The organism is Nonomuraea wenchangensis (assembly GCF_900111685.1).
Taxonomy (GTDB): Bacteria; Actinomycetota; Actinomycetes; order Streptosporangiales; family Streptosporangiaceae; genus Nonomuraea; species Nonomuraea wenchangensis.
Map to the genome: position 1 here is coordinate 168,973 of NZ_FOHX01000021.1, position 22,821 is coordinate 191,793.

Sequence of the window (22,821 nt, forward strand, 5' to 3'; positions counted from 1 at the left end):
CTGGGTTGCTCAGGCTCTATATCCTGCTGAGCTTCTCCAGAATCGGCGCGGCCTGCCTGAGGATCGACCTCTCCTCCGGGGAGAGCTCCTTCAGCCGCTGCGTCAGCCACGCGTCCTTGCGGCGACGTTCCTCCTTCAGCAGCTTCTGGGCGGCCTCGGTCACGGTCACGATCACCTGGCGCCGGTCGGTCGGATGCGGCCCACGGGCGACCAGACCGCGCTCCTCTAGCCCGGCGATCACGCGGGTCATCGAGGGCGGTTGCACCTTCTCCAGCTCGGCCAGCTCTCCAGGGGTTATCCCGGAGTGCCGCTCCACGGCGGCGAGCGTCGCGAACTGGGTGGGCGTCAGCGAGTGCGCCGCCGCCTGTCGTCTTAGGCGTCGGTTGAGTCTGGTCAGCGATACGCGCAGGGCCGAAGCCAGACCCGCGTCGCCGCGCAGACCTGTCTTGTGCGGGGTGTTGGTTAGCATGAGTCATTACCTTTGCTAACTATACGGCAGTCCACGATATTTCCCCAACCGATAAGGCGTCTCACCCCTTGATACCCCGGAGCCGCCCCGCATGTGCGAGGCGGCTCCGGCCTTGGGTCGACGCGGGGTCAGACGCCGAACAGCACCCGGATCGGACCGATCGCGAAGTAGAGCACGAACAGCACCACGGTGCCCCACAGCAGCGGGTGCACCTCGCGCGCCTTGCCGCGCACCACCTTGATCAGCACGTAGCTGATGAAGCCGGCGCCGATGCCGTTCGAGACCGAGTAGGTGAACGGCATGATGACGATGGTGAGGAACGCCGGGATGGCCAGCTCGTAGTCGTTCCAGTCGATGTCGCGGATCGCGGTCATCATGAGGAAGCCCACGACGACCAGCGCGGGCGCGGCGGCCTCGTACGGCACCACCTTCACGAGCGGCGCGAAGAAGATGGCCACCAGGAACAGCACCCCGGTCACCACGCTCGCCAGGCCGGTCCGGGCGCCCTCGCCGACGCCGGCGGCCGACTCGACGTAGGTCGTGTTGGAGGAGACGGAGCCCGCGCCGCCCGCCGCCGCGCCGATCGAGTCGACGAGCAGGATCTGCTTCGTACGCGGCAGCATGCCGTCCTCCTGCACCAGCCCCGCCTGCCGGCCGACGCCCACGACCGTGCCCATGGTGTCGAAGAAGTCGGTGATGAGCAGGGTGAAGACGAACAGCACGGCCAGCAGGACCGTCACCCGCTGGAAGCCGCCGATCGGGTCGAACTCGGCGAACAGCGTCAGCGGGTTGTGGAAGCCGAAGATCTCCTCGGGGACGGTGGGCCGGTTGAGCTGCCAGCCGCCGGGGTTCTCGGCCGAGGACTGGCCGGCCTTGGCGAAGGCCTCGACGACGATGGCCAGGATCGTGGTGCCGACGATGCCGATGAGGATGGCGCCCTTCGTCTTGCGGGCCACCATCGCGGCGGTGGCGAGCAGGCCCACGACGAAGACGAAGATGGGCCACGAGGTGAGGTTGCCGGCGATGCCCAGCTCCAGGGGCGCCCCTGCGGCCTTGCGCACGAAACCGGCGTCCACGAAGCCGATCAGTGCGATGAACAGGCCGATGCCGACGCTGATGGCGGTCTTGAGCTGGGCGGGGATGGCGTGGAAGACCGCGGTGCGCAGCCCTGTCAGCACCAGGATCGCGATGATGACGCCTTCCAGGAAGACCAGGCCCATGGCCTCTTCCCAGCTCATCAGCGGCGCGATGTTGAAGGTCACGAAGGCGTTGATGCCGAGCCCGGCCGCCATCGCGAAGGGCACCTTGCCGATGACGCCCATGAGGATCGTCATCACGCCGGCCACGAAGGCGGTGCCGGCGGCCACCAACGGGATGTTGGCCTCGCTGCCGTCGCCGATGAACTGACCATCGATGTCCTTGCCGGTGGCGATGATCAACGGGTTCAGCACGACGATGTACGCCATCGTGAAGAAGGTGGCCAGACCGCCCCGGACCTCCCGGGAGACGGTGGATCCTCGCGCCGTGATGGCGAAGAAGCGGTCCAGTGCGGATCGGGGTTCAGTGTTCTTTGTATCGCTCACGACGCGAAGGGTGACAGTATGGGATGACCTGCGGAAAGTGTCAGTAATGAGATCGAGACACTATTGGAAGCTAGGCTGGACAACGTGAAGCAGTGGCACCCCGACCCTGAGCCGATCAAGACCAACGACGTCGCCGCCGTCGGCGTCGGCACGGCCATCTGGGCCGTCGCCCTGGTCGTCCTGTTGATCTTCCGTCCCGCCCCCGGGAACGAGTGGTGGATCTGGACCTGCGTCACGGGAGTGGCGTTCGGCTTCCTCGGGATGTGGATGGTCCGCCGCCCCCGCGACAACTGACGCCCGCCCCCGCGGCAACTGACGCCCGCCCCCGCGACGAACTGCCGGGCCGCGACAACTGCCGTCCGGGCCCGCCGTTCGAGCAGGCCCGGAGGCGCGGTTACGACAGGTCGGCCTCGGCGAGCAGCAGCGGCACCGCCTCGGGATCGCGCAGCAGCGCGGCCACCGCGAGCCGGTCGCCCCACTGCCCCGTCGCCCAGGCGAGCCCACGGGCCAGCCCGTCGATGCCCGTGCAGTGCACGGCGCCCTCGAAGTAGCGCCACGCGCACTCCACGCCGTCGACCAGCAGCTTCTCGTGCTCCACGTACGTGCCGGGAGCCGCGGGCAGCAGCGAGCGCACCTCGGCCGGCACCTCGCGCACCTCGCCCGCCGAGGTCACCTCACCGGTCGTCAGCTCGCCGGCCAGCGGCAGGTCGAGCAGCTCCGACAGCGACTCGGCCAGGTCGTACGGCGCCAGCACCAGCGGCCGCTCGGCGACGAGCTGCAGCAGGTCGGGCGCCTCCACGACCACGGCGTCCTCGGCCGCCGCCACCACGATCGACCCGCGCAGCACCGCCCGCACCCGCGACGGCGGCGCCACCCGCTCGGGATCGACGCCGGCCAGCGCCACCCACAGCGCGCGCAGCTGGGCCCGGTCGACCTCGACGGCCTCGTCGGCCATGAGGTCGAGCAGCTCCTCCGGCCCGCCGTGCGAGGCCAGCAGCTCGGCCAGCGTGCTGCGGACGCCGATCATCGCCAGCGCCCCCTCGTCGAGCCCGGCGGGAGCGTCGGCGTAGAGGCCCTGCAGCAGCGGGTCCGCGCCGGGCAGGCGCAGCTCCAGCGGCTTGCGCCCGTCGAGCACCGGATGGCGGGACAGCCACCACGCGGTGTAGGACGGCACCTCGACGCCCGCGACCCGCAGCGGGTGGAGCGCGGCCCGCAGCGGCGGCCTGGCCAGCAGCGCCAGCGCCGCCGGCCAGTCGGCCACCAGCTCCAGGTCGCGCACCGCCGTGAACTCGGGGATCAGCGGGGGCACGTCGAGCTCGGGCAGCAGGTCGAGCACGTGGTCGAGCCAGTCGACCTCGCCGTCGAGGTCGTGGTCGCACTCGTCGGGGTCGAGCAGGACGTCCTCGTCGTGGACGACCGCGAACCCGTCGAGCACGCCCGCCGCGGCCAGCACGTGGGCGCCGTACGTCTCCTCCAGCGAGGCCGAGGCGATGCCCAGGTGGCCGCCGGGCTCCAGCACGCCGGCCAGCGCGCCGTCGGCCAGCATGAGCTCGCCGGCCGGATAGAGCTCGCCGTCGGCGCCCGGCAGGGCCAGCTCGGCCAGCCAGGGCGCCTCGCCCGGCGCCAGCGCGGCGGCCTGGACGAGGGAGAGCACGGCCCGCGCCACCGGCTCGGCGTCGGGGCTGTCGAGCGACTGCGCCACCGCGGCCTTGGTCAGCGGGTCCTCCAGGACCGTACGGGGCGTGGCCTCGGCCGCGCCCAGCCGCAGCAGCGCGGGATGGGCCGCCTCCGAATGCACGATGCGCAGCCCGAGCGGCGTCAGGTCGAGCTCGGCCCCGCCGTCGGTCAGGATCAGGGTGCCGCGCGGCCCGCGGACCAGGCGCCCGTCGGCGAGCGGCACCGGCAGCGCGCCCAGCGACTCGGGGTCGTCGGCGGGCAGCACCTCGTACAGCGAACGCCACCAGGACGGCTCGCGCCCCTCCACGGTCTCGCCCGACAGCAGGTCGACCACGTCGGACAGCTCGACCCGGCGCACGCCGAGCGCGGTCATCGCCGGATGGCGCGGCGGCCAGCCGGCCGGCAGCAGGCCGGGCACGAAGTCGGCGACCGTGGCCAGCAGCTCGGCCGACCCGGCGGCCAGCACGGCCGCCTCCCGGCCGCTCACCACCCAGCCGCCCGCCTCCGGCTCGGGCGCGGGCTGCTCGACCCGCCAGGCGGCGTCGGGCTCGTAGACCTCGGCGTCGGCGAACGACGGCGTCTGCACGGCCGGCGCGGGCGCGGACAGCGCGGGCAGCAGGGGCGTGCCGGGCAGCCGGTCGAGCACGGCCCGCCGGACGCGGGCGTCCAGCTCGCCCTTGCCCATGAACGCGGGCACCAGGTCGAGCAGCTTGGACGTGCGCGGCAGCTCGCGCAGCAGCCGGACGTAGGCGTCGGCGGCCCGCTCGACGAGGAAGTCGGCCAGCGGCCCCTTGGCGACGTGCCGCCGGTCGGTGGCCATCGGGAACGAGGCGATCAGCAGCGCGGGCAGGTCGAGCGGCTCGTCGCTGGGCGTGGGGGCGTGCACCACGGGCGGCACGCTCGCGGGCAGCGGCCCCGGCTCGCCGGTGCCGGTGACGGGCACCGCCCAGCGCAGCGACCAGAAGGGCCGGGCCCGCTCCTCGGTGGGCCGGTCCGCGAACAGCGCGGCCACCTGCTCGGGCGTGAACTCCCCCGAGTCGGAGACGACGTGCCAGCCGTCGGCGGCGACCCTGCGCGTCTCGCCCTCGACGTCGATCTCGATGAGCTCCAGCGCGGGCAGGCCGAGCGGCAGCGCCGGGCTGGTCTCGGCCAGCATCCGCCGCACCGCCTCGACCGTGGCCGGGTCGCGCAGCGGAAGGCGTACGAGCGTGTCGAAGCCCTCCGGGATGTCGACCAGGGGCGGCTCGTCGAACGGCAGCCGCAGCAGCGGCACGTGCCCCGACCGGTCGGCCAGCTCGCCGGCCAGCGCGGGGATCTCCGCGACCAGCGCCGCGGTGTCGGTGCGGGACCAGCGCACCGCGCCGGAGCCGCGCGAGCCGATGGACGGCGCGTCGGTCACCGAGACCACCGCCGCGAACCCGACGCCGAAGCGCCCGGCCGCGCCCGCCTCGTCGCGTTTGCCGGAGGCCCGCAGCGTGGAAAGGCTCTGCACGCCGGTCGCGTCGAGCGGCGCGCCGGTGTTGGCCGCGGTGAGCACGTCGCCCCGCAACGTCAGCCGCAGCACCCCTGGCACGCCCGCGCGAAGGGCCGCGTCGGCGGCGTTCTGCGCGAGCTCGACGATCAGCCGGTCGCGGTAGCCGCCGAGCGCGAAGTCCTCCTCGGCGTTGGCGTCCTCGCGGAACCTGGCGGGCGAGGCAGTCCACGCGGCGAGGACGGCGGCCCGCATCCGGTCACAGCCAAAGGTGTCGGTCATCGATCACGATCCTGATGAAGTTGAGGGTGGGCCAGGGTAGGTTAGCGGCCACCGGCGACAGGAAACCCGGTTATCGCCCTGCCCCCAGCCTGACACCTCGATCAGGAATGACCGAGCTCCTCCGACCCCGACGCGTCGACGGAACCCGGCTCCTCGGCCGTGCCCGGCTCCTCGGCGAAGCCGACGACGGCCCCCGGCTCCTCCTCCATCAGGTCGTAGCCGAGGTCGTCGAGGATCGGGATGGCCTGCTCCATCGGCGGCGGCAGCACGGCGGCCTCGGAATGGGCGCCGCAACCGTGGTCGGCGGAGACCACCTTGCCGTCGTCGGGGGCGTATTCGTTAGTGCAGACCCCGAACGTCTGCCGCAGCCCACCCGCGAGCAGCCAATAGAAGCCGCAGGTGGAGCACTGCGCGGGAGCGGCGTGTGCGATCGGTGTATGCGGCCCGTGCTCGCCGGAGTGCCAGCGCCTGGCAGCCCGGTCCCTGCCGATGGCCGAGAGCACACGTGCCCGGCCCAGGCCGTACTCGAAAAGCGCCTGATGGTCGGCGTCGTCGTCGACCTCGGTGAAACCCGGCGCCAGCCGGTCGTCGTCCTCGGCGACCGGCAGCAGGTCGCCCACGCCCAGGTCGCCGGGGCGCAGCCGCTCGCTCCACGGCAGCCACTCGGGCGCGAGCAGCGCGCCCGAGCCCGGCAGCAGCACCGCCTCGCTGACCGTCACCTTCTTCGCCCGCGAGGCGCGCGTGACCGTGACCGCCCAGCGCCAGCCGCGGTAGGCACGGTCGAGGCAGGCGAAGTAGTGGGTGACGATGCGGTCGCCCTCGCTCTCGAAGCCGAGGTGCTCCCCAGGCTCGCCCGGCCGCGCTAGCTCCTCGGCCGCGGCGCGTGCCAGCTCGACCGCCTCGGCGCAAGCCTGGTCGGGAGCGGGGACACGGGCCCTTGTGCGGCTCATCGGACCGCCTCCGGCGAAAGGTGCTGTTCGCTCACACTTCATTCTCACCCATCCCGGGACCTGGACGGGCCGGGAACGACGGATCGTCCGCCGACTCTTCGCCCGAATCGGGTAAGACTGGTAGGCGTGGACGCAGGCTGGGACCGGGCACGTGAGGCCGCGCGGCGCGTGGGGCGCGGCGTCGCCGACGCCGGTCGCGCCGCCGGACGGGCCGGCCGGGCCACCGCCGGAGGCACGGCCCGGGCGGGCCGGGCGACCGCGGGCGGCGTGCGGTCGGTCGGCAGGGCCACGCGGCGGCTGACGTACGCGGGCGGCGCGGGCCGCACCGGCCTGGGCCGGCTGATCGAGCTGTCGGCGGGCAACAGCGCCGGCGACGCCCTGGTGACGGTGGCGCTGGCCAGCACGGTCTTCTTCGGGGTGCCGGTCGGCGAGGCCCGCGGCTCGGTGGCGCTCTACCTCGTCATCACGATGTTGCCGTTCGCGCTGCTGGCGCCGTTCGTCGGGCCGATTCTCGACCGGTTCAGGTCCGGCCGCCGCTACGTGATGGCGGGCACGCTGTTCGGGCGGGGCCTGCTCTGCTTCGCGATGGCGGCGGCCGTCGGGCCCGGGGACCTGCCGACGCTGTTCATCGGGGCGCTCGGCGTGCTGGTGCTGTCGAAGGCGTACAACGTTTCGCGGGCGGCGATCATGCCGAACGTGCTGCCCGCCGGCATCACGCTGGTGTCGGCGAACGCGAGGGTGGCGCTGTTCACGCTGGTCGCGGCGGGCGTGGCGGTGCCGATCGGCGCGGGGCTGACCGCGTGGCTGGGCAGCGCCGTGGTGCTGCGCGTGGCGATGCTGGCCTTCCTGCTGCTCGGGGTCGTCGCGGTACGCCTGCCGCGCCACATCGACTCCCCCGACCTGGAGGAGGAGGGCTCCAGGCACCGCTGGAGGACGCTGCTGAAGGTGGGCCCCGCGGTCGCCGAGGCGGTCTGGGCCAACGTCGCCATCCGCGTCTTCTCCGGCTTCCTGCTGTTCTTCCTGCTGTTCCTGGTGCAGGACCACGCGGTGCCGTGGCTTTCGGGCCGGGACCCGTTCTTCGACGTGACGCGTACGATCGCGCTGCTGGCCGGCGCGGCCGGGCTCGGCGGTCTGGCCGGCGCCGCCGTGGCCAACTGGACCCGCAACCACGCGCCGCAGCTCATCGTGCCGGCCGCGCTGGCCCTGACCCTCGTGACCGCCGTCGTGACGGCGCTGCTGTTCGGCGTCTGGACGGCGCTGGCGATCTCGCTGGTCACCGCGTTCGCGCAGGAGCTGGGCAAGCTCGCGCTCGACGCGATCGTGCAGCGCGAGATCGGCGAGGAGGTGCGTTCGTCCACGTTCGGGGTGGTCGAGGCGGTGCTGCAGCTCGCGTGGGTGTTCGGCGGGCTGGTCGGGCTGGTGCTGTCACTGACCCGTGGCGTGTCCGCCGGGCTGGTGGGGCTGGCGGCAGGGCTGGCCGCGGCGCTCGGCTGGGTGGTGTTCGCCCGCGTACGGCGGGTGCGCGCCGCGAAAGCCGAGGCGGCGAGGAAACACGGTTTGCACGACCCGGACGCCAACCCCGGCGGCTACTCCGCCGACCACGACGCGGCGGCGTCCGCGCCGACCGCCGAGTGGCCCGCGCCCGCGCCTGCACCAGCCGAGCGTGACCCCAGGCGCGGGGACACGCTCGACCCCACCAAACCGCTGACCAACCCGTTCGGCTGAGCGAGCCGGAGCGCGGCTACCCGTCGAGGTCGTCGGCGAGGGCTCGCAGCACCTGGGCGATCTTCTTGGCGTGCGCGGTGTCGGGGTGCTTGCCCCGCCGGTAGGTGCCCGAGACCTCGTCGAGCAGCTTGATGAGGTCCTCGACGATGACGACCATCTCGTCGGGCTTCTTCCGTTTGCCCTTCGGCTTGGGCTTGGCCAGGGTGGGCGGCTGCTCCAGGATCCGCACCGACAGCGCCTGCTGGCCGCGGCGGCCCTCGGCGACGCCGAACTCGACCTTCTGGCCGGGCTTCAGCGGGCCGGTGCCAGGAGGCAGCGCGGAGGAATGCACGAAGACCTCACCGCCGTCGTCACGGGTGAGGAAGCCGAATCCCTTGTCGGCGTCGTACCACTTGACCTTGCCACTCGGCACAGGAGGACCTCGTTCAAACAGTCGAAAAGGCTGGATGGATGTAGGTTATGCCCCGAAGGGCGTCGGAGCGACCGGGTAAATGCCGATGAATTACCCGACTTCATCGCGGCGGCACCAGCGGGCGTACCAACCGGCGAATTCGGTGAGGTCGGGAAGAGCCACATCCGCGCCGTGCGCGCGCAGCTCCTCCGCTGTGTACGGCCCCGTGGCGACGGCGACGCTCACGGCGCCTCCCGCGCGGGCCGCATCGATGTCCGCGACATGGTCACCAACATAGGCGGCGGCGCCGAACCTCGCGAGTGCCGATCCTTTGCCCGCGCCGAACAGCGAGCCGACCACTTCGTCCACGGCCAGACCCAGCGCCTCGACGGTGCTGACGGCGTCGCGCGGGTTCTTGCCCGTCACCACGATGACCCGGCCGCCGGCCGCGCGGACGGCGGCGATCGCGTCGTGGGCGCCGTCCATGGCCGTGTGCACAGGAACCCCTATATCTGGATAAATCTCCCTATACAGGTCGGCGGCCTTCGCGACCTGCTCGACGGGCATCCAGTTGGCCAACTCCGTCTCCAAAGGCGGCCCGAGCCGCCGCACCACGGCCGCGCTGTCGATCGGCACCCCCAAACGCGCCGACAGCTCGTCCATGGCGGCCGCAATCCCCACTCGCGTATCCGCCAATGTCATGTCAAGGTCGAAACCTACCGATGTCATCACCCGTGCAGGATGCCAAAGGCCGCTCGGCACCCGGTAACTCGCCTTGTTGTGGGATGGTGGGAATGGGAAGAAAGGATTTACTTATCGAAGGGGAGGGCCCGTCACCGGCTCGGCACCTGCTCGTTCCTGGCCCGTTCCTGGCTCGGTCCTGGCCCGGTCCGGCTCGGTCCTGGCGAGCCCGATCCGGCGCGCCGCTCCGTAACGACTACTCTCCTTACGGAGGTATCAGGATAGACATGAGCAGATCCACCCGTGAGCGGATCATCGATGAGTCCCTGCGGCTGTTCGCCGAGCGGGGCTACTCCGCCACTTCCGTGGCCGAGATCGAGGCCGCCTCAGGGCTGTCTCCCGGCGCCGGAGGGCTCTACAGGCACTTCAAGTCCAAGTACGAGGTGCTCGCCGCCGCCATCAACGAGCACGCCGCCCGTACCCGCAGTCAGGTGGCCGGCAGCCTGGCCGAGCTGAGCGCCATGGAGTCCTCCGCGGACCTGGAGGAGCGGCTGTCACTCGTCTGCCGGGCGGGGCTCGCCAAGGTGCGCGAGGAGTCGGAGCTGACCCGCGTCTTCTTCCGCGACCTCAGCCAGTTCCCCGAGCTGGTCGCCGTCGTACGGGACGGGCTGCTGCAGCCCATGTTCGACGCGATCGTCACCTGGTTCCGCGCGCAGCCCGAATACCGCGACGTCGAGATCGACTGGTGGGGCATCGCGACGGTGCTCGGCGGCGCCGTGGTGCACTACCGGCTCTTCCAGGAGACGGTGGGCGAGCTGGCGGGGCACGCGGACAAGGAGCAGTTCGTGACGGCCTGGGTGCGGCTCGCCGTCGGGCTGCTGCCGACCCCGGCGCCGGCGGTGAGCTGAGGCCGGCGGTCAGTCGAGGTCGAGCAGGCGGTAGGCCAGCCAGACCACGCCCAGCCCGGTGCCGATCATGAACATCGTGCCGCTCACGGCCCAGAACGCGGTCATGAACGTGTCGAAACCCGGCTCCGCGCCCACCCGCAGGCCGCCGACGAGCACGCCGCCGACCACATAGCCGAGCAGGGGCGCGCCCGCGCCCAGGAAGCGGTCGCGGACCTCCCAGCTCTCGCTCAGCAGCACGACCGCCGTGCCGGCCGCCCACACCACCAGGGGGACCGGGAAGATCGCCAGCGGCGGCAGCCCGAACGGCACCAGCAACGCGGCCACCACCAGGATCACCAGGGCGGCGGTCTCGCGCGGGTGCTCCTTGACGACGGTCCGCGCGTCCCTGCCGCCGGTGGCCATGGGGTTGGCCGTGGACATCGCGACCCTGCGCAGGCCCGCGAACGGCAGCCCCAGACTGGTCGGCCGGCTCACCCGGTGCTGCCCGGCCCTGCGGGGCGGGTGCGCGGGCGCGGTGTCGTCCCGGATGGCGGGAAACCGCCGCGTACCCTCCGGCCCGAGGCCGGCACGGGAACCACAGGCGGCGGCCTCGGGGGCGGATTCGGTGAGGCGGCGGGCCTCGCGGGCCACGAGCGCCGCCGGATCGCCGAACCTGTCCAGCACCTTCGCCACCGTACGCGGGTTCTCGCTGCCGCCCACCTCGGCCTCGATCCGGGCGCGCAGCCGCCTGGCGAAGTCCAGCCGCTGCTCGGAGCGCAACACGCCGTGGGCCGCGTCGGCGGCCCTCGAGACGTAGTTCAGCACGAGCTGGTCGGCACGCTCTCTCACGTCTAGCCATGCTGCCCCAATCAGGGGGGACATACCATGGCAACGATGGAGTTCACGGAGTGGATCAGGGGACGCACCGACGACCAGTTGCGGGCGCTCGTCTCGTCGCGTCCCGAGCTGATCACTCCGGTGCCCGCGCACCTGGAGGGCCTGGCGTCGCGCGCGGCCAGCCCGTCGGCGATCGGCAGGGCGCTCGACCGGCTCGACCGGTTCACGCTGGCCGTCGTCGAGACCCTGGCGGTCCAGGACGGCCCCACGCCGAAGGAGTGCCTGAGCGCCCTCATCGCCGCGCCCCCGCCCCCGCCCCCGCCCAGCGGCCCGCAGGCCGCCGAGCCTGCGCTGTCGGCGGCGCTCGACCGGCTGCGCGAGCTCGCCCTCGTCTACGGCCCCGACGACGCGCTCGACCTCGGCCCCGGCGTACGCAAGGTGCTGGAGGACCCGGCCGGCCTGGGCCCGCGCGCGGTGGACGCCTTCCGGCACCACGCGCCCGAGCAGCTCGACGAAATGGCCGACGACATCGCCCCCGGCACCGCGGGCACCGGCAAGGAACGCCTGGCCGCGGCCCTCGCCGACCCCGCCGCGCTGCTCGCGTCCGTGTCGCAGGAGGCGCGGGCCGCGCTCGACCAGCTCACCTGGGGCCCGCCCACCGGCCGGGTGCCCAACGCCCGGCGCGAGGTGCGCGTCGCGACCGCCCGTTCCCCCATAGAGGAGCTGCTGGCCCGCGGCCTGCTCGCGGCGACCGGCGAGGAGAGCGTGACGCTGCCCCGCGAGGTGGGCCTGCACCTGCGCGGCGGCCGGGTGCACCGCGGCCTGCCGGCCGAGCCGCCGCCGCTGGAGGGCCCCGAGCGCGACAGGGAGCTGGCCGACCGTACGGCGGCCGGGCAGGCGTTCATGTTCGTCCGCGCGGTCGAGGAGCTGTGCGAGCGGTGGAGCATCGAACCGCCGGGCGTGCTGCGCACGGGCGGGCTCGGCGTACGCGACCTGAAGCGCACGGCGACCGAGCTGGACCTGCCGGAGTGGGTGACGGCGCTGGTCGTCGAGGTGGCGCACGCGGCCGGGCTGATCGCGGCCGGCGGCGGCGTGGACGGCGAGTGGCTGCCGACCCCCGGCTACGACCTGTGGCGGGTCAGGGGCACCGCCGACCGCTGGGTGGCGCTGGCCGCGGCCTGGCTGCACATGGACCGCGTGCCGGGCCTGGTGGGCGACCGGGACGAGCGTGACCGCCCGCTCAACGCCCTGCATGCCGATCTGCGCCGCGCCGCCGCGCCCGGGGTGCGGGCGGCGGCGCTGGGCGTGCTGGCGGCGGCGCCGGGGCGCGCGCCGTCCCGCGACGCGGTGCTCGAACGCCTGGCCTGGGAGCAGCCGCGCCGCCGGGGGCCGCTGCGCGAGCAGCTGACCGAGTTCGCCCTGCGCGAGGCCGAGCAGATCGGCGTGACCGGCCTGGGCGCGCTGTCCGGCCACGGGCGGGCGCTGCTGGAGGGCGGCGACACCGGGTCGGCGGCGGCCACGCTGGCGCCGCTGCTGCCCGAGCCGGTCGATCACGTGCTGCTGCAGGCCGACCTGACCGCGGTCGCGCCCGGCCCGCTGACCAGCGAGCTCAACCGGTGGATGACGCTGACCGCCGACGTCGAGTCGAAGGGCGGGGCCACCGTCTACCGGTTCAGCGAGCAGTCGATCCGCCGGGCGCTCGACGCGGGCCACGGCGGCGAGGAGCTGCTGGCGATGCTGGCCCGCCACTCGGCCACGCCGATGCCGCAGGCGCTGTCCTACCTGGTGGGCGACGTGGCGCGGCGGCACGGGCGGATCCGGGTGGGCACGGCGAGCGCGTACGTCCGCTGCGACGACCCGGCGCTGCTCGACCAGATCACCGCCGACCGGCGCTCGGCCGCGCTGCGGCTGCGCCGGCTCGCCCCGACGGTCATCGCCTCCCGCTCCTCGCGCGCGGCGCTGGTCGACTCGCTGCGGGCCATGGGCTACTCCCCGGTCGCCGAGTCGCTCGACGGCGACGTGATCATCTCGCAGCTCGACAGCAGGCGCACCGAGGCGGCGCCGCCGGTGCGCGCGGTGGCCTCGGCCAACGGCATCGACCCCCATGTGGCGGCGGCGGCCGTACGTGCGCTGCGCGCGGGCGACGCGGCGCATCTCGCCCGGCGCGAGCCCGCGGACGCCCCCGACGGCCAGATCCCGCGCGGCCCCGCGACCGCCACGATCTCGGCCCTGCAGGAGGCCATCAAGCAGGGCGTACGGGTGTGGATCGGCTATCTCGACTCGCAGGGCAACGCGACCTCGCGCATCCTGGAGCCGGCGAGGATGGAGGGCGGCTACCTGACCGCGTACGACGAGACCAGGGCCGCCGTCCACCGCTTCGCGCTGCACCGCATCACCGGCGTGGCGGGGGTCTAGGCGTCCGGCCCCATCCGCCTGGCCACGGCCGCGGCCGGTCCGTCGCCGGCGGCCAGCCGCCGCAGGGCACGCCCGCAGTCGGCCGGGTAGCGCAGCGCCAGGTCGCCGCCCAGGGCCACGGCGGCCGTCGTGGCGCGGGCGGGGTCGGCCGCCCACTCCAGCGCCAGCCGGAGCGCCTTGGGGGCGAGGGTGTCGTCGGCGCACATGTAAGACAGCGCGTCCGCCGCCGCCAGCCGCTCCCCCGCCGTGCCCGCCGCCCACACCTCCAGGAACTCGGCCCTCGCCTCCTTGAACGCGTAAGAGGCCAGCGCCGCCACGCCCTCGGCGGCCCGGGTGCGGACCTCGGGCTCCTCGGCGGTCAGCGACCTGACCCAGGCGCGCAGCGGCTGCCACAGCCAGAACCCGTACCGGGCGGCCAGCTCGGCCAGCACCTGCCCGCGGTGCTCCGGCGTCGGGAAGCCGGCCCGCCCGCCTGCGCGGCTGATGAGCGGGTGCGGCCCGGGTGGCGCGGGCGGGGCGCTCTCGTGCGCCTGCCAGATCGGGTCGAGCCGGGCGAGCCGCGCCTCGAAGGCCGCCTCCGGCAGCGGCGCGGTGAACGCCAGCGCCGCCGCGGCCAGCACCTCCCGCATGGCCGGCTTGGTGTCGAACCAGGCGGCGACCTCCTCGGCGGCCCGCGCCGCGCCCGGCGCGAGCCCGGCCGCCAGCCGGACGACCTGGGCGGGCGTGGGCAGCTCGGCCGCCCGGTGCCGGGCCTTGACGAGCGTGTCGGGCGCCACTCCCGCGCGCAGGTTGTACGTGCTGAGGCACAGGTCGAACAGCTCCCGGGGGTCGGGCGCGGCCCAGGGCTGCTCGACCTCCACGGCCCGCGAGGGCGCGCCGTCGCGGGTGATGACGAGGTAGGAGCCGAGCTCGGCCAGCTCGCGCGCCAGGGCGGCCAGCTCGCCCGGGTCGGCGCCGGTGGCGATCCAGTCGTGCAGCAGGTAGGCCCGCCCCGGGGCGTACTCGGTCGCGCCGAGCAGCTCGGCGACGGTGCCGGCCGGCGACAGGACGGTGATCGTGCTCTCGGCCAGCGACATGCGCGACAGCAGGGCGAGTCCGCCGAGCCGCTTGCCGATCTCCTCCTCGCCCACGAGCACGAGCAGGTGGCGGGCCGCGAGCCTGCGGACGGCCTCGGGGAAGCAGGGCGGCTCCAGGTAGGAGCGCAGCAGGGCGTCGGCCTCCCGCCGGGCGAGCTTCCCGGGGACGGGCCGGACGTTCGCCGGCGGCGGGCGGCGCCGCGTGCGCGCGAAGTCGTCAAGGTCGAGCTCGCCTGGTTGAGGCGTGTCGGTCACGAAGTCACCTCGGAGCTGGACACGAAACTTGTCTCCACTAATTACCGCGCGAGCACGACATTCTCCGTGCCGCACGAGTTTCTCGGTGCCGCACGAGCCGGTCGCGCTGCGTCACCGTACCGGTCTGACCAGGTGTTTCCTACCTGGGACTCCAAGTCGCATCCCAGATCTCCCACATTTACACGATCTAGGCCATCATGAAAACTCAAATGGCCTGAGAAGGAGATATCACTTTATTTACTGACAATGAAGACATCGTTCACAACGATCAGTCAAGAGGGCGAAGGGGACTTGACGCCGCGCTCCCTTGCGCAGCAGGTTGGCCTTGTGACCGAGCACACGCTGGGCCGACTGGCCGAGGAGTCCTGGGGCCGCTTCGCCGACCACGACGCGATGTACTACGAAGGGGTCTGGCACCGCAGTCACGAGCTCGCCGAACGCGCGCGCCGCATGTGCGGCGGCTTCGTCGCGGCGGGCGTCCGGCCCGGCGACCGGGTGGCCGTCATGATGGCCAACTCGCCCGAGGTGCCGGTGCTCTACCAGGCGCTGTGGGCGGCCGGCGCGGTGGTGACCCCCGTGGTGTTCCTGGTGGGCGCGGAGGAGTTACGGCACATCCTGCTCGACAGCGGCGCCGTGGCCGTCGTCACCTCCCCCGAGCTGGAGGCGACCGTACGGGCCGCGGGCGTGGACATCCCGATCCATGTGGACACCGCCGAGCTCGAACGGTCCGCCGGACGCGGCCCCGTCCCCCGGGACCCCGGCGACCTGGCCGCCCTCATGTACACGGGCGGCACCACCGGCCGCGCCAAGGGCGTCATGCTGAGCCACCGCGGCCTCTGGCAGGTGGGCAAGGCCGTCTGGGACATGTCACACCAGGAAGGCAAGAACCGCCTCATCGTGCCGGTGCCGCTGTCGCACTCGTACGGACTGATCGTCACGATCGCCTGGATGCACGCGACCGAGCCGCAGCACGCGGTGCTCATGCGCTGGTTCGACCCCGGGCAGTTCCTCAAGCTGGCCGCCGGGCAGCGCGTCCACTACGGCACCGTCGTGCCCGCCATGCTCCAGATGCTGCTCGCCGAGCCGCTGGAGTCGCACCCGCTGCCCGAGCTGTCCCACCTCACCTGCGGGGCCGCCCCGCTCGGCCGGAGCCTGCTGGAGGAGTTCGAGCGCCGCCTGCCCGGCGTGCAGATCCTGGAGGGCTACGGCCTGACCGAGACCTGCGCGGTCACCACCTTCAACCCGCCGGGCCGGCGCAGGGTCGGCAGCGTCGGCCTGCCGCTGCCCGGCTACTCGATCGTCGTCCGCGACGGCGACGGCGAGGAGGTGGAGGCCGGGGAGGTCGGCGAGATCTGCGTCGCGGGCGAGTCGCTGATGCTCGGCTACTGGGGCGAGCACGAGCCCGACCCCGAGGGCACCACGCTGGTGGACGGCGAGCTGCGCACCGGCGACATCGGCTGCGTGGACGACGACGGCTACCTCCACGTCGTGGACAGGAAGAAGGACCTCATCATCCGCGGCGGCTTCAACGTCTTCCCGCGCGACGTCGAGTACGCCCTCGACCAGCACCCCGACGTGGCCCGCTCCTGCGTCGTGGGCCGGCCCGACGCCCGCCACGGCGAGGAGGTCGTGGCGTTCGTGCAGCTCGAACCGGGCGGGACGGCGAGCGCCGAGGAGCTCACCGAGTGGGCCCGCGACCGCGTCGGCCGGGTGAAGTACCCGCGCGAGATCCGCTTCGTCGACGACATCCCGGTCACCAGCGTGCTCAAGCTCGACCGCAAGGCCGTGCGCGCCCGCCTCTAGCCCGCCGATCACGTGGCCGGAGGCGTCCGTGGTCCGTGATAAGTGTTGACGTGTCTGGAGGTGACGATGACCCAACAGGACCCGCCGGGTTACCCTTACCAGCCCTACGGCGCCCCTTACGGCGAGCAGCCCCCGCCGGGCTACGGCTACGGCTACGGCTATCCGCCGCCCCCGCCGCGCGACGAGGGCCCCAACGCCAACGCCATCGTCTCCCTCGTGCTCAACCTCCTCGCCCTGGTCTCCTGCTGCAACGTCCTCGGCCTGCCCGGGGCGATCCTGGCCGGCCTGGCGCTCAGCAAGGCGAGCTCCGACCCCCGCACGGCACGTAGCATGGTGATGTGGAGCTGGGTCCTGTTCGGGATCGGCTTCGTCCTCATGATCGGCCTTTTCCTCTTCCTCGGCGTCAACGGCTATCTCGACGATTGATGACCCGTTCCGGGACTTTCCCTGCCGTCGGCTGTGTTGGATAAGGGTCAACCGTAGGAAGGGATGTCCGTGAACGACGGCCCGCTCATCGTCCAGTCGGACAAGACTCTGCTGCTCGAGGTCGACCACGACAAGGCCGACGAGTGCCGCAAGGCCATCGCGCCGTTCGCCGAGCTCGAACGCGCCCCCGAGCACGTGCACACCTACCGCGTCACCCCGCTGGCGCTGTGGAACGCCCGCGCCGCCGGCCACGACGCAGAGCAGGTCATCGACGCGCTCATCAGCCACAGCCGCTACCCGGTGCCGCACGCGCTGCTCGTCGACATCGCCGAGACCATGGCGCGCTACGGCCGCCTGCGCCTGGAGAAGGACCCGGTGCACGGCCTGGTGCTCACCTCCAGCGACCGCGCGGTGCTGGAGGAGGTGCTGCGCTCCAAGAAGATCGCGCCGATGCTGGGCGACCGGCTCGGCGCCGACTCGGTCATCGTGCACCCGAGCGACCGCGGCAACGTCAAGCAGGCCCTGCTCAAGCTGGGCTGGCCGGCCGAGGACCTGGCCGGCTACGTCGACGGCGAGGCCCACCCGATCAAGCTGGCCCAGGAGGGCTGGTCGCTGCGCCCCTACCAGCAGGAGGCGGCCGACGCCTTCTGGCACGGCGGTTCGGGCGTGGTCGTGCTGCCCTGCGGCGCCGGCAAGACCATCGTGGGCGCGGCCGCCATGGCCCACGCCCAGGCCACCACGCTCATCCTGGTCACCAACACCGTCTCCGCCCACCAGTGGAAGACCGAGCTGCTCAGGCGCACGTCACTGACCGAGGACGAGATCGGCGAGTACAGCGGCAGCAAGAAGGAGATCCGCCCGGTCACCATCGCCACCTACCAGGTGATGACCACCAGGCGGAAGGGCGTCTACAGCCACCTGGAGCTGTTCGACGCGCGCGACTGGGGACTCATCGTCTACGACGAGGTGCACCTGCTGCCCGCGCCGATCTTCCGGATGACCGCCGACCTCCAGGCGCGCCGTCGCGTGGGGCTCACCGCCACGCTGGTGCGCGAGGACGGGCGCGAGGGCGACGTGTTCTCCCTCATCGGCCCCAAGCGCTACGACGCGCCCTGGAAGGAGATGGAGAACCAGGGCTGGATCGCGCCGGCCGACTGCGTCGAGGTGCGGGTCACGCTCACCGACGAGGAGCGGCTGGCGTACGCGATGGCCGAGTCGGAGGAGCGCTACCGCTTCTGCGCCACCACGCCGTCCAAGACGCGGGTCACCGAGGCGCTGGTGCGCCGGCACGCGGGCGAGCAGGTGCTGGTCATCGGCCAGTACATCGACCAGCTCGACGAGCTCGGCGAGCACCTCGGCGCGCCGGTGATCAAGGGCGAGACCCGGGTCAAGGAGCGCGAGCGGCTCTACCAGGCGTTCCGCGACAAGGAGATCCAGGTCCTCGTGGTGTCGAAGGTCGCCAACTTCTCCATCGACCTGCCGGAGGCGTCCGTCGCCATCCAGGTGTCGGGGACGTTCGGCTCGCGCCAGGAGGAGGCCCAGCGGCTCGGCCGGGTGCTGCGGCCCAAGTCGAGCGGCGGGGGCGCGCGGTTCTACACCGTGGTCAGCCGCGACACCGTCGACCAGGAGTTCGCGGCGCACCGGCAGCGTTTCCTGGCCGAGCAGGGCTACGCCTACCAGATCATCGACGCCGACGACGTGCACGACGGCGTCTGAGCCGGGAAGGGTGGCTCTCAGCGGGTGAAGGCCCGGCCGCTCGCGCGTGAGCGGCCGAGCGCTCGACGTGGTGTCACGTCCACGAGACTCCGCGGGCCGTCGACAATCGAACCACCCCCCTCACCTGCGTACTATCACGCCGCCTGCGACATACCCCCATGATCCGGCAAACCCACCTGATATGCCCGATTTTTTCGGTATTCCCAGGTTGTCCTCAGGTCAGGAGTGACGGGCCAGGAGCCCGCCGACGAAGAGCACGCCCTCGGCCAGCACCCACGCCAGCACCGCCGCACCCATGAGCCGCCCGAACACCCGCAGGTCGCCGCGCGAGACCGGCAGCAGCCAGGCCGCCGCCGTGCAGCAGGCCGCCAGCGTCGCGAACAGGCCCGACACCGTGGAGACCGTGCCGAGCCGCCGCGGACAGTCCTCGTCGGCCCCGGCGCAGAACGCCTCCAGGCCCCAGCCCGCGAACACCGACAACCCCCAGAGCGCCGCGAGCAGGAAACTCGCGATCGTGGGGATGATCGGCGAGACCCGCACCCGCGACACCTCCTCGTCCTACCCGCGCCCCAGGACCGCCAATCGCCCCCCGCAAAGGCACGCCCACCCGCCGGTAAATGCTGTGGAAGCGCTCGCGGTGCGCCGCTAAACTGACCGATTCGCTGCCTTACCACCTCCGACCACCACCTCCGATCCCGACAAGGAGGCACTTTCGCATGCCCACACACCAACTCGCCCCCGACATACCCGCCGACGTCCTCGCCGCCGAGCAGCGGCACCTGGCCGAGTCCCGGGCCGCGCTGACGGCGATGCGCGCCCACGCCCAGTCGCTCTCCGCCGACGCGGCCGGCGACTGGGTGTCGCAGCAGATCCTCCAGTCCCTCCTCGACCAGCGCGTCGCCGCCCTGGCCGACCATCCGGACACCCCGCTGTTCTTCGGCCGGCTCGACCGCGAGTCCGGCGACGACCTGCCCGGCACCATCTACGTCGGCCGCCGGCACGTCCACGACGGCCACAGCAAACCGCTGGTGATCGACTGGCGCGCCCCGGTCTCACGGGCCTTCTACCAGGCGAGCCCGGCCGAGCCGATGGGCGTCGTACGCCGCCGCCGCTTCGGCTACCACGGCGGCACGCTGACCGCGTACGAGGACGAGCCCCTGGGCGAGGGGGACGTCGAGCTCGGCCCGTCGAAGATCCTCACCGAGGAGATCGAGCGACCGCGCACCGGCCCCATGCGCGACATCGTCGCCACGATCCAGCCCGACCAGGACGAGATCGTCCGCTCGGGGCTGGCCCAGACCGTCTGCGTCCAGGGCGCCCCCGGCACCGGGAAGACGGCCGTGGGTCTGCACCGGGCCGCCTACCTGCTGTTCACCCACCGCGAGCGGCTGGCCAGGTCGGGCGTCATGATCGTCGGCCCCAACCGCGCGTTCCTGTCCTACATCTCCTCGGTCCTGCCCGCGCTGGGCGAGGTCAAGGTGGACCAGACGACGGTGGCGGGCCTGCTCGGCGAGCACGCCGCGCCGGAGGACCCCCTGGTCGCCGCGGTCAAGGGCGACGCCCGGATGGCCGCGGTGCTCGAACGCGCGCTCTGGCTGCACATCACGAAGCCGGAGGAGGGCCTGGTGTTCACCAAGGGCGCCTACCGCTACAGGGTGGCCGACCACGAGGTGCGCGAGATCGTCGCCTCCCTGCGCGGCACCACCCGCTACCTGCCCGGACGGGCGGCGCTCGCGCAACGGCTGGCCCACATGGTGCTGGTGCGGATGGAGCAGCGCGGCGAGTCGCCCGACGACCGGGTGCAGGACGCCGTGGCCCGCTCCAAGCCGGTCAAGCAGCTCGTGGACGCGGTCTGGCCGAAGCTGACGCCCGAGCAGGTGCTCCACCGGCTGCTCGCCGAGCCGGAGTTCCTCGCCAGGGCCGCCCGGTCCGAGCTGTCGCCCGACGAGCAGAGCCTGCTCCTCTGGCCGAAGCCGTACCGCAGCCACAAGTCCGCCAAGTGGTCGGCGGCGGACGCCGCGCTCCTCGACGAGCTGCGCGACCTCATGGAGCGCACCCCCTCACTCGGCCACCTGGTCGTGGACGAGGCCCAGGACCTGTCGGAGATGCAGTTGCGCGCGCTCGGCCGCCGCTGCCGCAACGGCTCGGCCACCGTGCTCGGCGACCTCGCCCAGGGCACCACGCCCTGGTCCACCAGCTCGTGGGAGACCGTGCTCCAGCACCTCGGCCAGGCCGAGGGCGAGGTGACCGAGCTGACGCTCGGCTTCCGCGTGCCGCGCGAGGTGCTCGACTTCGCGGCCCGGCTGCTGCCGTCCATCGCCCCCGGCCTGGCCGCGCCGCGCTCCCTGCGCCCCGGCGCGGGCTCGCTGAGCACCTGTCCCGGCGGCTCGGTCGCGCAGGCCGCTGACGCGGCCCTCGCCCAGGAGGGCTCGATCGGCGTCATCGTCCCGGACGCGCTGGTCGGCGAGGTCTCACGGGCGCTGTCCGGCCGCCCGCACGCCGTGCTCGACCCCGACGCCCCCGAGGAGGGCGAGCACCGCCTGCTCGTCGTCCCCGCGACGCTCGCCAAGGGCCTGGAGTACGACCACGTGATCGTGGTCGAGCCCGCCGACATCGTCGCCGCCGAGCCCCGCGGCCTGGCCCGGCTGTACGTCGTCCTGACCCGTGCGGTGACCTCGCTCACGGTCCTGCACGACAAGCCCCTGCCGGCGCAGCTCGCCATGTGACCGCGCCCCCCGCGCGGGAACCGGCGACGCCCTGACCGGCGACCGGCCCGGCCGCTTCTAGGATGGCGAGCAGGAACGCTGCCTACCTAGGAGGATGCCGTGCCAGCACCGCTGCCCCATGAACACCTGCCGTCGGTTCCCGCGCTCGTGGTCGAGAGCGACGACATCCAGGACGGCGAGCGGCTGAGCGACCTGCACGTCTTCAACGACTGGGGCATGACGGGCCAGAACGTCTCGCCTCAGCTCCGCTGGTCCGGCGCGCCCGACGGGACCCGGAGCTACGCCGTCACCTGCTACGACCCCGACGCCCCCACGGGCAGCGGGTTCTGGCACTGGGTGCTGTTCGACCTGCCGGCCTCGGTGACCGAGCTGCCCGCGGGCGCGGGCAGCGCCCCCGACTTCAAGGGGCTGCCCGAGGGGGCCGTCCACGCCCGCAACGACTACGGCGCCAAGGCCTTCGGCGGCGCGGCCCCGCCGCCCGGCGCCCCGCACCGCTACGTCTTCACCGTCCACGCCCTGGGCGTCGACAAGCTGGGCGTGGACAGCGACGCCAGCCCGGCGGTGGTCGGCTTCAACATCACGGCCAACACCCTGGCCCGCGGCCACATCGTCCCGGTCTACGGCGTCTGACCGCCGTGACGAACAAGAGCGGGCCCGGAAGATCCGGGGCCGCTCTTGTTCTTCGGCTTTTGCGAAACAGACCTAGAAGTCCATGTCGCCGCCACCCGGCATGGCGGGAGCGGCAGCGGCCTTCTCGGGCTTCTCGGCGATGACAGCCTCGGTGGTGAGGAAGAGCGCCGCGATGGAGGCGGCGTTCTGCAGCGCGGAGCGCGTCACCTTGGCCGGGTCGATGATGCCCGACTCGAACATGTTGACGTACTCGCCGCTGGCGGCGTTGAGGCCCTCGCCCGGAGTGAGGTTGCGGACCTTCTCCACCACGACGCCGCCCTCGAGACCGGCGTTGACCGCGATCTGCTTGAGCGGCTCCTCCAGAGCCTTCTTGACGATCGAGGCACCGGTGGCCTCGTCGCCGGACAGCTCCAGCTTGTCGAACGCCTTGGCGCCGGCCTGCAGCAGCGCCACGCCACCGCCGGGGACGATGCCCTCCTCGACGGCCGCCTTCGCGTTGCGCACGGCGTCCTCGATGCGGTGCTTGCGCTCCTTGAGCTCGACCTCGGTGGCCGCGCCCGCCTTGATGACGGCGACGCCGCCGGCCAGCTTGGCCAGGCGCTCCTGGAGCTTCTCGCGGTCGTAGTCGGAGTCGGTGCGCTCGATCTCGGCGCGGATCTCGTTGACCCGGCCGGAGATCTGCTCGGCGTCACCGGCGCCGTCGACGATCGTGGTCTCGTCCTTGGTGACGACGACCTTGCGCGCGCGGCCCAGCAGGTCGAGGGTGGCGTTCTCGAGCTTGAGACCGACCTCCTCGGCGATGACCTGGCCACCGGTGAGGA

Annotated in this window: 19 protein-coding genes; 9 read left to right on the plus strand and 10 right to left on the minus strand. The window is 72.8% G+C overall.

What is annotated here, in order from left to right; genetic code table 11:
• Positions 1-16: 16 nt before the first annotated feature.
• Entirely contained in the window at positions 17-469 is a 453-nt protein-coding gene (locus tag BMW85_RS41775; RefSeq protein ID WP_091092820.1) for a MarR family winged helix-turn-helix transcriptional regulator, read from the minus strand.
• A 128-nt stretch (positions 470-597) separates the two neighbouring features.
• Positions 598-2,052: an NCS2 family permease gene (locus BMW85_RS41780; protein ID WP_091092822.1), complete on the minus strand. Its 1,455-nt coding sequence runs from the start codon at positions 2,050-2,052 to the stop codon at positions 598-600.
• An 84-nt stretch (positions 2,053-2,136) separates the two neighbouring features.
• On the opposite strand from BMW85_RS41780, the gene BMW85_RS41785 reads away from it, so the two are divergent.
• Complete coding sequence (locus BMW85_RS41785) at positions 2,137-2,346, plus strand: DUF2530 domain-containing protein (protein WP_218156165.1); 210 nt, start codon at positions 2,137-2,139, stop codon at positions 2,344-2,346.
• A gap of 100 nt (positions 2,347-2,446) precedes the next feature.
• Here the strand turns inward: BMW85_RS41785 and BMW85_RS41790 are convergent, their stop codons facing one another.
• Together BMW85_RS41790 and BMW85_RS41795 are read right to left on the minus strand one after the other, a co-directional pair.
• A complete protein-coding gene (locus BMW85_RS41790; protein ID WP_091092823.1) occupies positions 2,447-5,482 on the minus strand; it encodes a sacsin N-terminal ATP-binding-like domain-containing protein in 3,036 nt (1,011 codons plus the stop codon).
• A gap of 101 nt (positions 5,483-5,583) precedes the next feature.
• Entirely contained in the window at positions 5,584-6,432 is an 849-nt protein-coding gene (locus BMW85_RS41795; protein ID WP_091092825.1) for a DUF3027 domain-containing protein, read from the minus strand.
• A gap of 126 nt (positions 6,433-6,558) precedes the next feature.
• Between BMW85_RS41795 and BMW85_RS41800 the strand changes: the two genes are divergently transcribed.
• Positions 6,559-8,157 carry an MFS transporter gene (locus BMW85_RS41800; protein WP_091092827.1) on the plus strand — a complete coding sequence of 533 codons (1,599 nt, stop codon included), beginning with the start codon at positions 6,559-6,561 and terminating at the stop codon, positions 8,155-8,157.
• 16 nt (positions 8,158-8,173) lie between these two features.
• On the opposite strand, the gene BMW85_RS41805 is transcribed toward BMW85_RS41800, so the two are convergent.
• Together BMW85_RS41805 and BMW85_RS41810 are read right to left on the minus strand one after the other, a co-directional pair.
• Positions 8,174-8,569: a cold-shock protein gene (locus tag BMW85_RS41805; RefSeq protein ID WP_091092829.1), complete on the minus strand. Its 396-nt coding sequence runs from the start codon at positions 8,567-8,569 to the stop codon at positions 8,174-8,176.
• A gap of 90 nt (positions 8,570-8,659) precedes the next feature.
• The gene (locus BMW85_RS41810; protein ID WP_177241150.1) at positions 8,660-9,277 is read right to left on the minus strand and encodes an HAD family hydrolase; all 618 of its coding nucleotides are present in this window, start codon (positions 9,275-9,277) and stop codon (positions 8,660-8,662) included.
• Between the two features lie 239 nt (positions 9,278-9,516).
• On the opposite strand from BMW85_RS41810, the gene BMW85_RS41815 reads away from it, so the two are divergent.
• Positions 9,517-10,137, plus strand: a complete 621-nt coding sequence (locus BMW85_RS41815) for a TetR/AcrR family transcriptional regulator (protein ID WP_091092832.1) — start codon at positions 9,517-9,519, stop codon at positions 10,135-10,137.
• Positions 10,138-10,146: 9 nt separating this feature from the next.
• Here BMW85_RS41815 and BMW85_RS41820 read toward each other — a convergent pair whose 3' ends face one another.
• Positions 10,147-10,965 (minus strand): hypothetical protein, encoded by an 819-nt coding sequence (locus BMW85_RS41820; protein WP_143082587.1) that lies wholly within the window; start codon positions 10,963-10,965, stop codon positions 10,147-10,149.
• Positions 10,966-11,010: 45 nt separating this feature from the next.
• Here BMW85_RS41820 and BMW85_RS41825 point away from each other — a divergent pair, with 45 nt between their 5' ends.
• Entirely contained in the window at positions 11,011-13,368 is a 2,358-nt protein-coding gene (locus tag BMW85_RS41825) for a helicase C-terminal domain-containing protein (protein WP_091092835.1), read from the plus strand.
• On the opposite strand, the gene BMW85_RS41830 is transcribed toward BMW85_RS41825, so the two are convergent.
• A complete protein-coding gene (locus tag BMW85_RS41830; RefSeq protein ID WP_091092837.1) occupies positions 13,365-14,699 on the minus strand; it encodes a hypothetical protein in 1,335 nt (444 codons plus the stop codon). The two genes, BMW85_RS41825 and BMW85_RS41830, sit on opposite strands and share 4 nt — an antisense overlap.
• Before the next feature lie 327 nt (positions 14,700-15,026).
• On the opposite strand from BMW85_RS41830, the gene BMW85_RS41835 reads away from it, so the two are divergent.
• The 3 genes from BMW85_RS41835 (at position 15,027) to BMW85_RS41845 (ending at position 18,644) form a co-directional block, all read left to right on the plus strand.
• Positions 15,027-16,502: a class I adenylate-forming enzyme family protein gene (locus BMW85_RS41835; protein ID WP_245775377.1), complete on the plus strand. Its 1,476-nt coding sequence runs from the start codon at positions 15,027-15,029 to the stop codon at positions 16,500-16,502.
• A gap of 66 nt (positions 16,503-16,568) precedes the next feature.
• The gene (locus BMW85_RS41840; RefSeq protein WP_091092841.1) at positions 16,569-16,928 is read left to right on the plus strand and encodes a DUF4190 domain-containing protein; all 360 of its coding nucleotides are present in this window, start codon (positions 16,569-16,571) and stop codon (positions 16,926-16,928) included.
• A 63-nt stretch (positions 16,929-16,991) separates the two neighbouring features.
• Positions 16,992-18,644 (plus strand): DNA repair helicase XPB, encoded by a 1,653-nt coding sequence (locus BMW85_RS41845; protein ID WP_091092842.1) that lies wholly within the window; start codon positions 16,992-16,994, stop codon positions 18,642-18,644.
• Positions 18,645-18,863: 219 nt separating this feature from the next.
• Here BMW85_RS41845 and BMW85_RS41850 read toward each other — a convergent pair whose 3' ends face one another.
• A complete protein-coding gene (locus BMW85_RS41850) occupies positions 18,864-19,193 on the minus strand; it encodes a hypothetical protein (RefSeq protein ID WP_143082588.1) in 330 nt (109 codons plus the stop codon).
• A gap of 167 nt (positions 19,194-19,360) precedes the next feature.
• Here BMW85_RS41850 and BMW85_RS41855 point away from each other — a divergent pair, with 167 nt between their 5' ends.
• Both BMW85_RS41855 and BMW85_RS41860 read left to right on the plus strand, forming a co-directional pair.
• Positions 19,361-21,370 (plus strand): HelD family protein, encoded by a 2,010-nt coding sequence (locus BMW85_RS41855; RefSeq protein ID WP_091092845.1) that lies wholly within the window; start codon positions 19,361-19,363, stop codon positions 21,368-21,370.
• 99 nt (positions 21,371-21,469) lie between these two features.
• Entirely contained in the window at positions 21,470-22,000 is a 531-nt protein-coding gene (locus BMW85_RS41860) for a YbhB/YbcL family Raf kinase inhibitor-like protein (RefSeq protein ID WP_091092847.1), read from the plus strand.
• Between the two features lie 72 nt (positions 22,001-22,072).
• Here BMW85_RS41860 and BMW85_RS41865 read toward each other — a convergent pair.
• Positions 22,073-22,821 (minus strand): TCP-1/cpn60 chaperonin family protein (locus BMW85_RS41865; protein ID WP_281249680.1); only part of this gene is annotated, 749 nt, incomplete at its 5' end.

What these genes read in the sequence shown, in the direction of transcription:
- BMW85_RS41825 (WP_091092835.1), top strand. Translation starts at nt 11,011, where the DNA reads ATGGAGTTCACGGAGTGGATCAGGGGACGCACCGACGACCAGTTGCGG.
- BMW85_RS41775 (WP_091092820.1), bottom strand. Translation starts at nt 469, where the DNA reads ATGCTAACCAACACCCCGCACAAGACAGGTCTGCGCGGCGACGCGGGT.
- BMW85_RS41855 (WP_091092845.1), top strand. Translation starts at nt 19,361, where the DNA reads ATGCCCACACACCAACTCGCCCCCGACATACCCGCCGACGTCCTCGCC.
- BMW85_RS41815 (WP_091092832.1), top strand. Translation starts at nt 9,517, where the DNA reads ATGAGCAGATCCACCCGTGAGCGGATCATCGATGAGTCCCTGCGGCTG.
- BMW85_RS41810 (WP_177241150.1), bottom strand. Translation starts at nt 9,277, where the DNA reads ATGACATCGGTAGGTTTCGACCTTGACATGACATTGGCGGATACGCGA.
- BMW85_RS41845 (WP_091092842.1), top strand. Translation starts at nt 16,992, where the DNA reads ATGTCCGTGAACGACGGCCCGCTCATCGTCCAGTCGGACAAGACTCTG.
- BMW85_RS41790 (WP_091092823.1), bottom strand. Translation starts at nt 5,482, where the DNA reads ATGACCGACACCTTTGGCTGTGACCGGATGCGGGCCGCCGTCCTCGCC.
- BMW85_RS41795 (WP_091092825.1), bottom strand. Translation starts at nt 6,432, where the DNA reads ATGAGCCGCACAAGGGCCCGTGTCCCCGCTCCCGACCAGGCTTGCGCC.
- BMW85_RS41840 (WP_091092841.1), top strand. Translation starts at nt 16,569, where the DNA reads ATGACCCAACAGGACCCGCCGGGTTACCCTTACCAGCCCTACGGCGCC.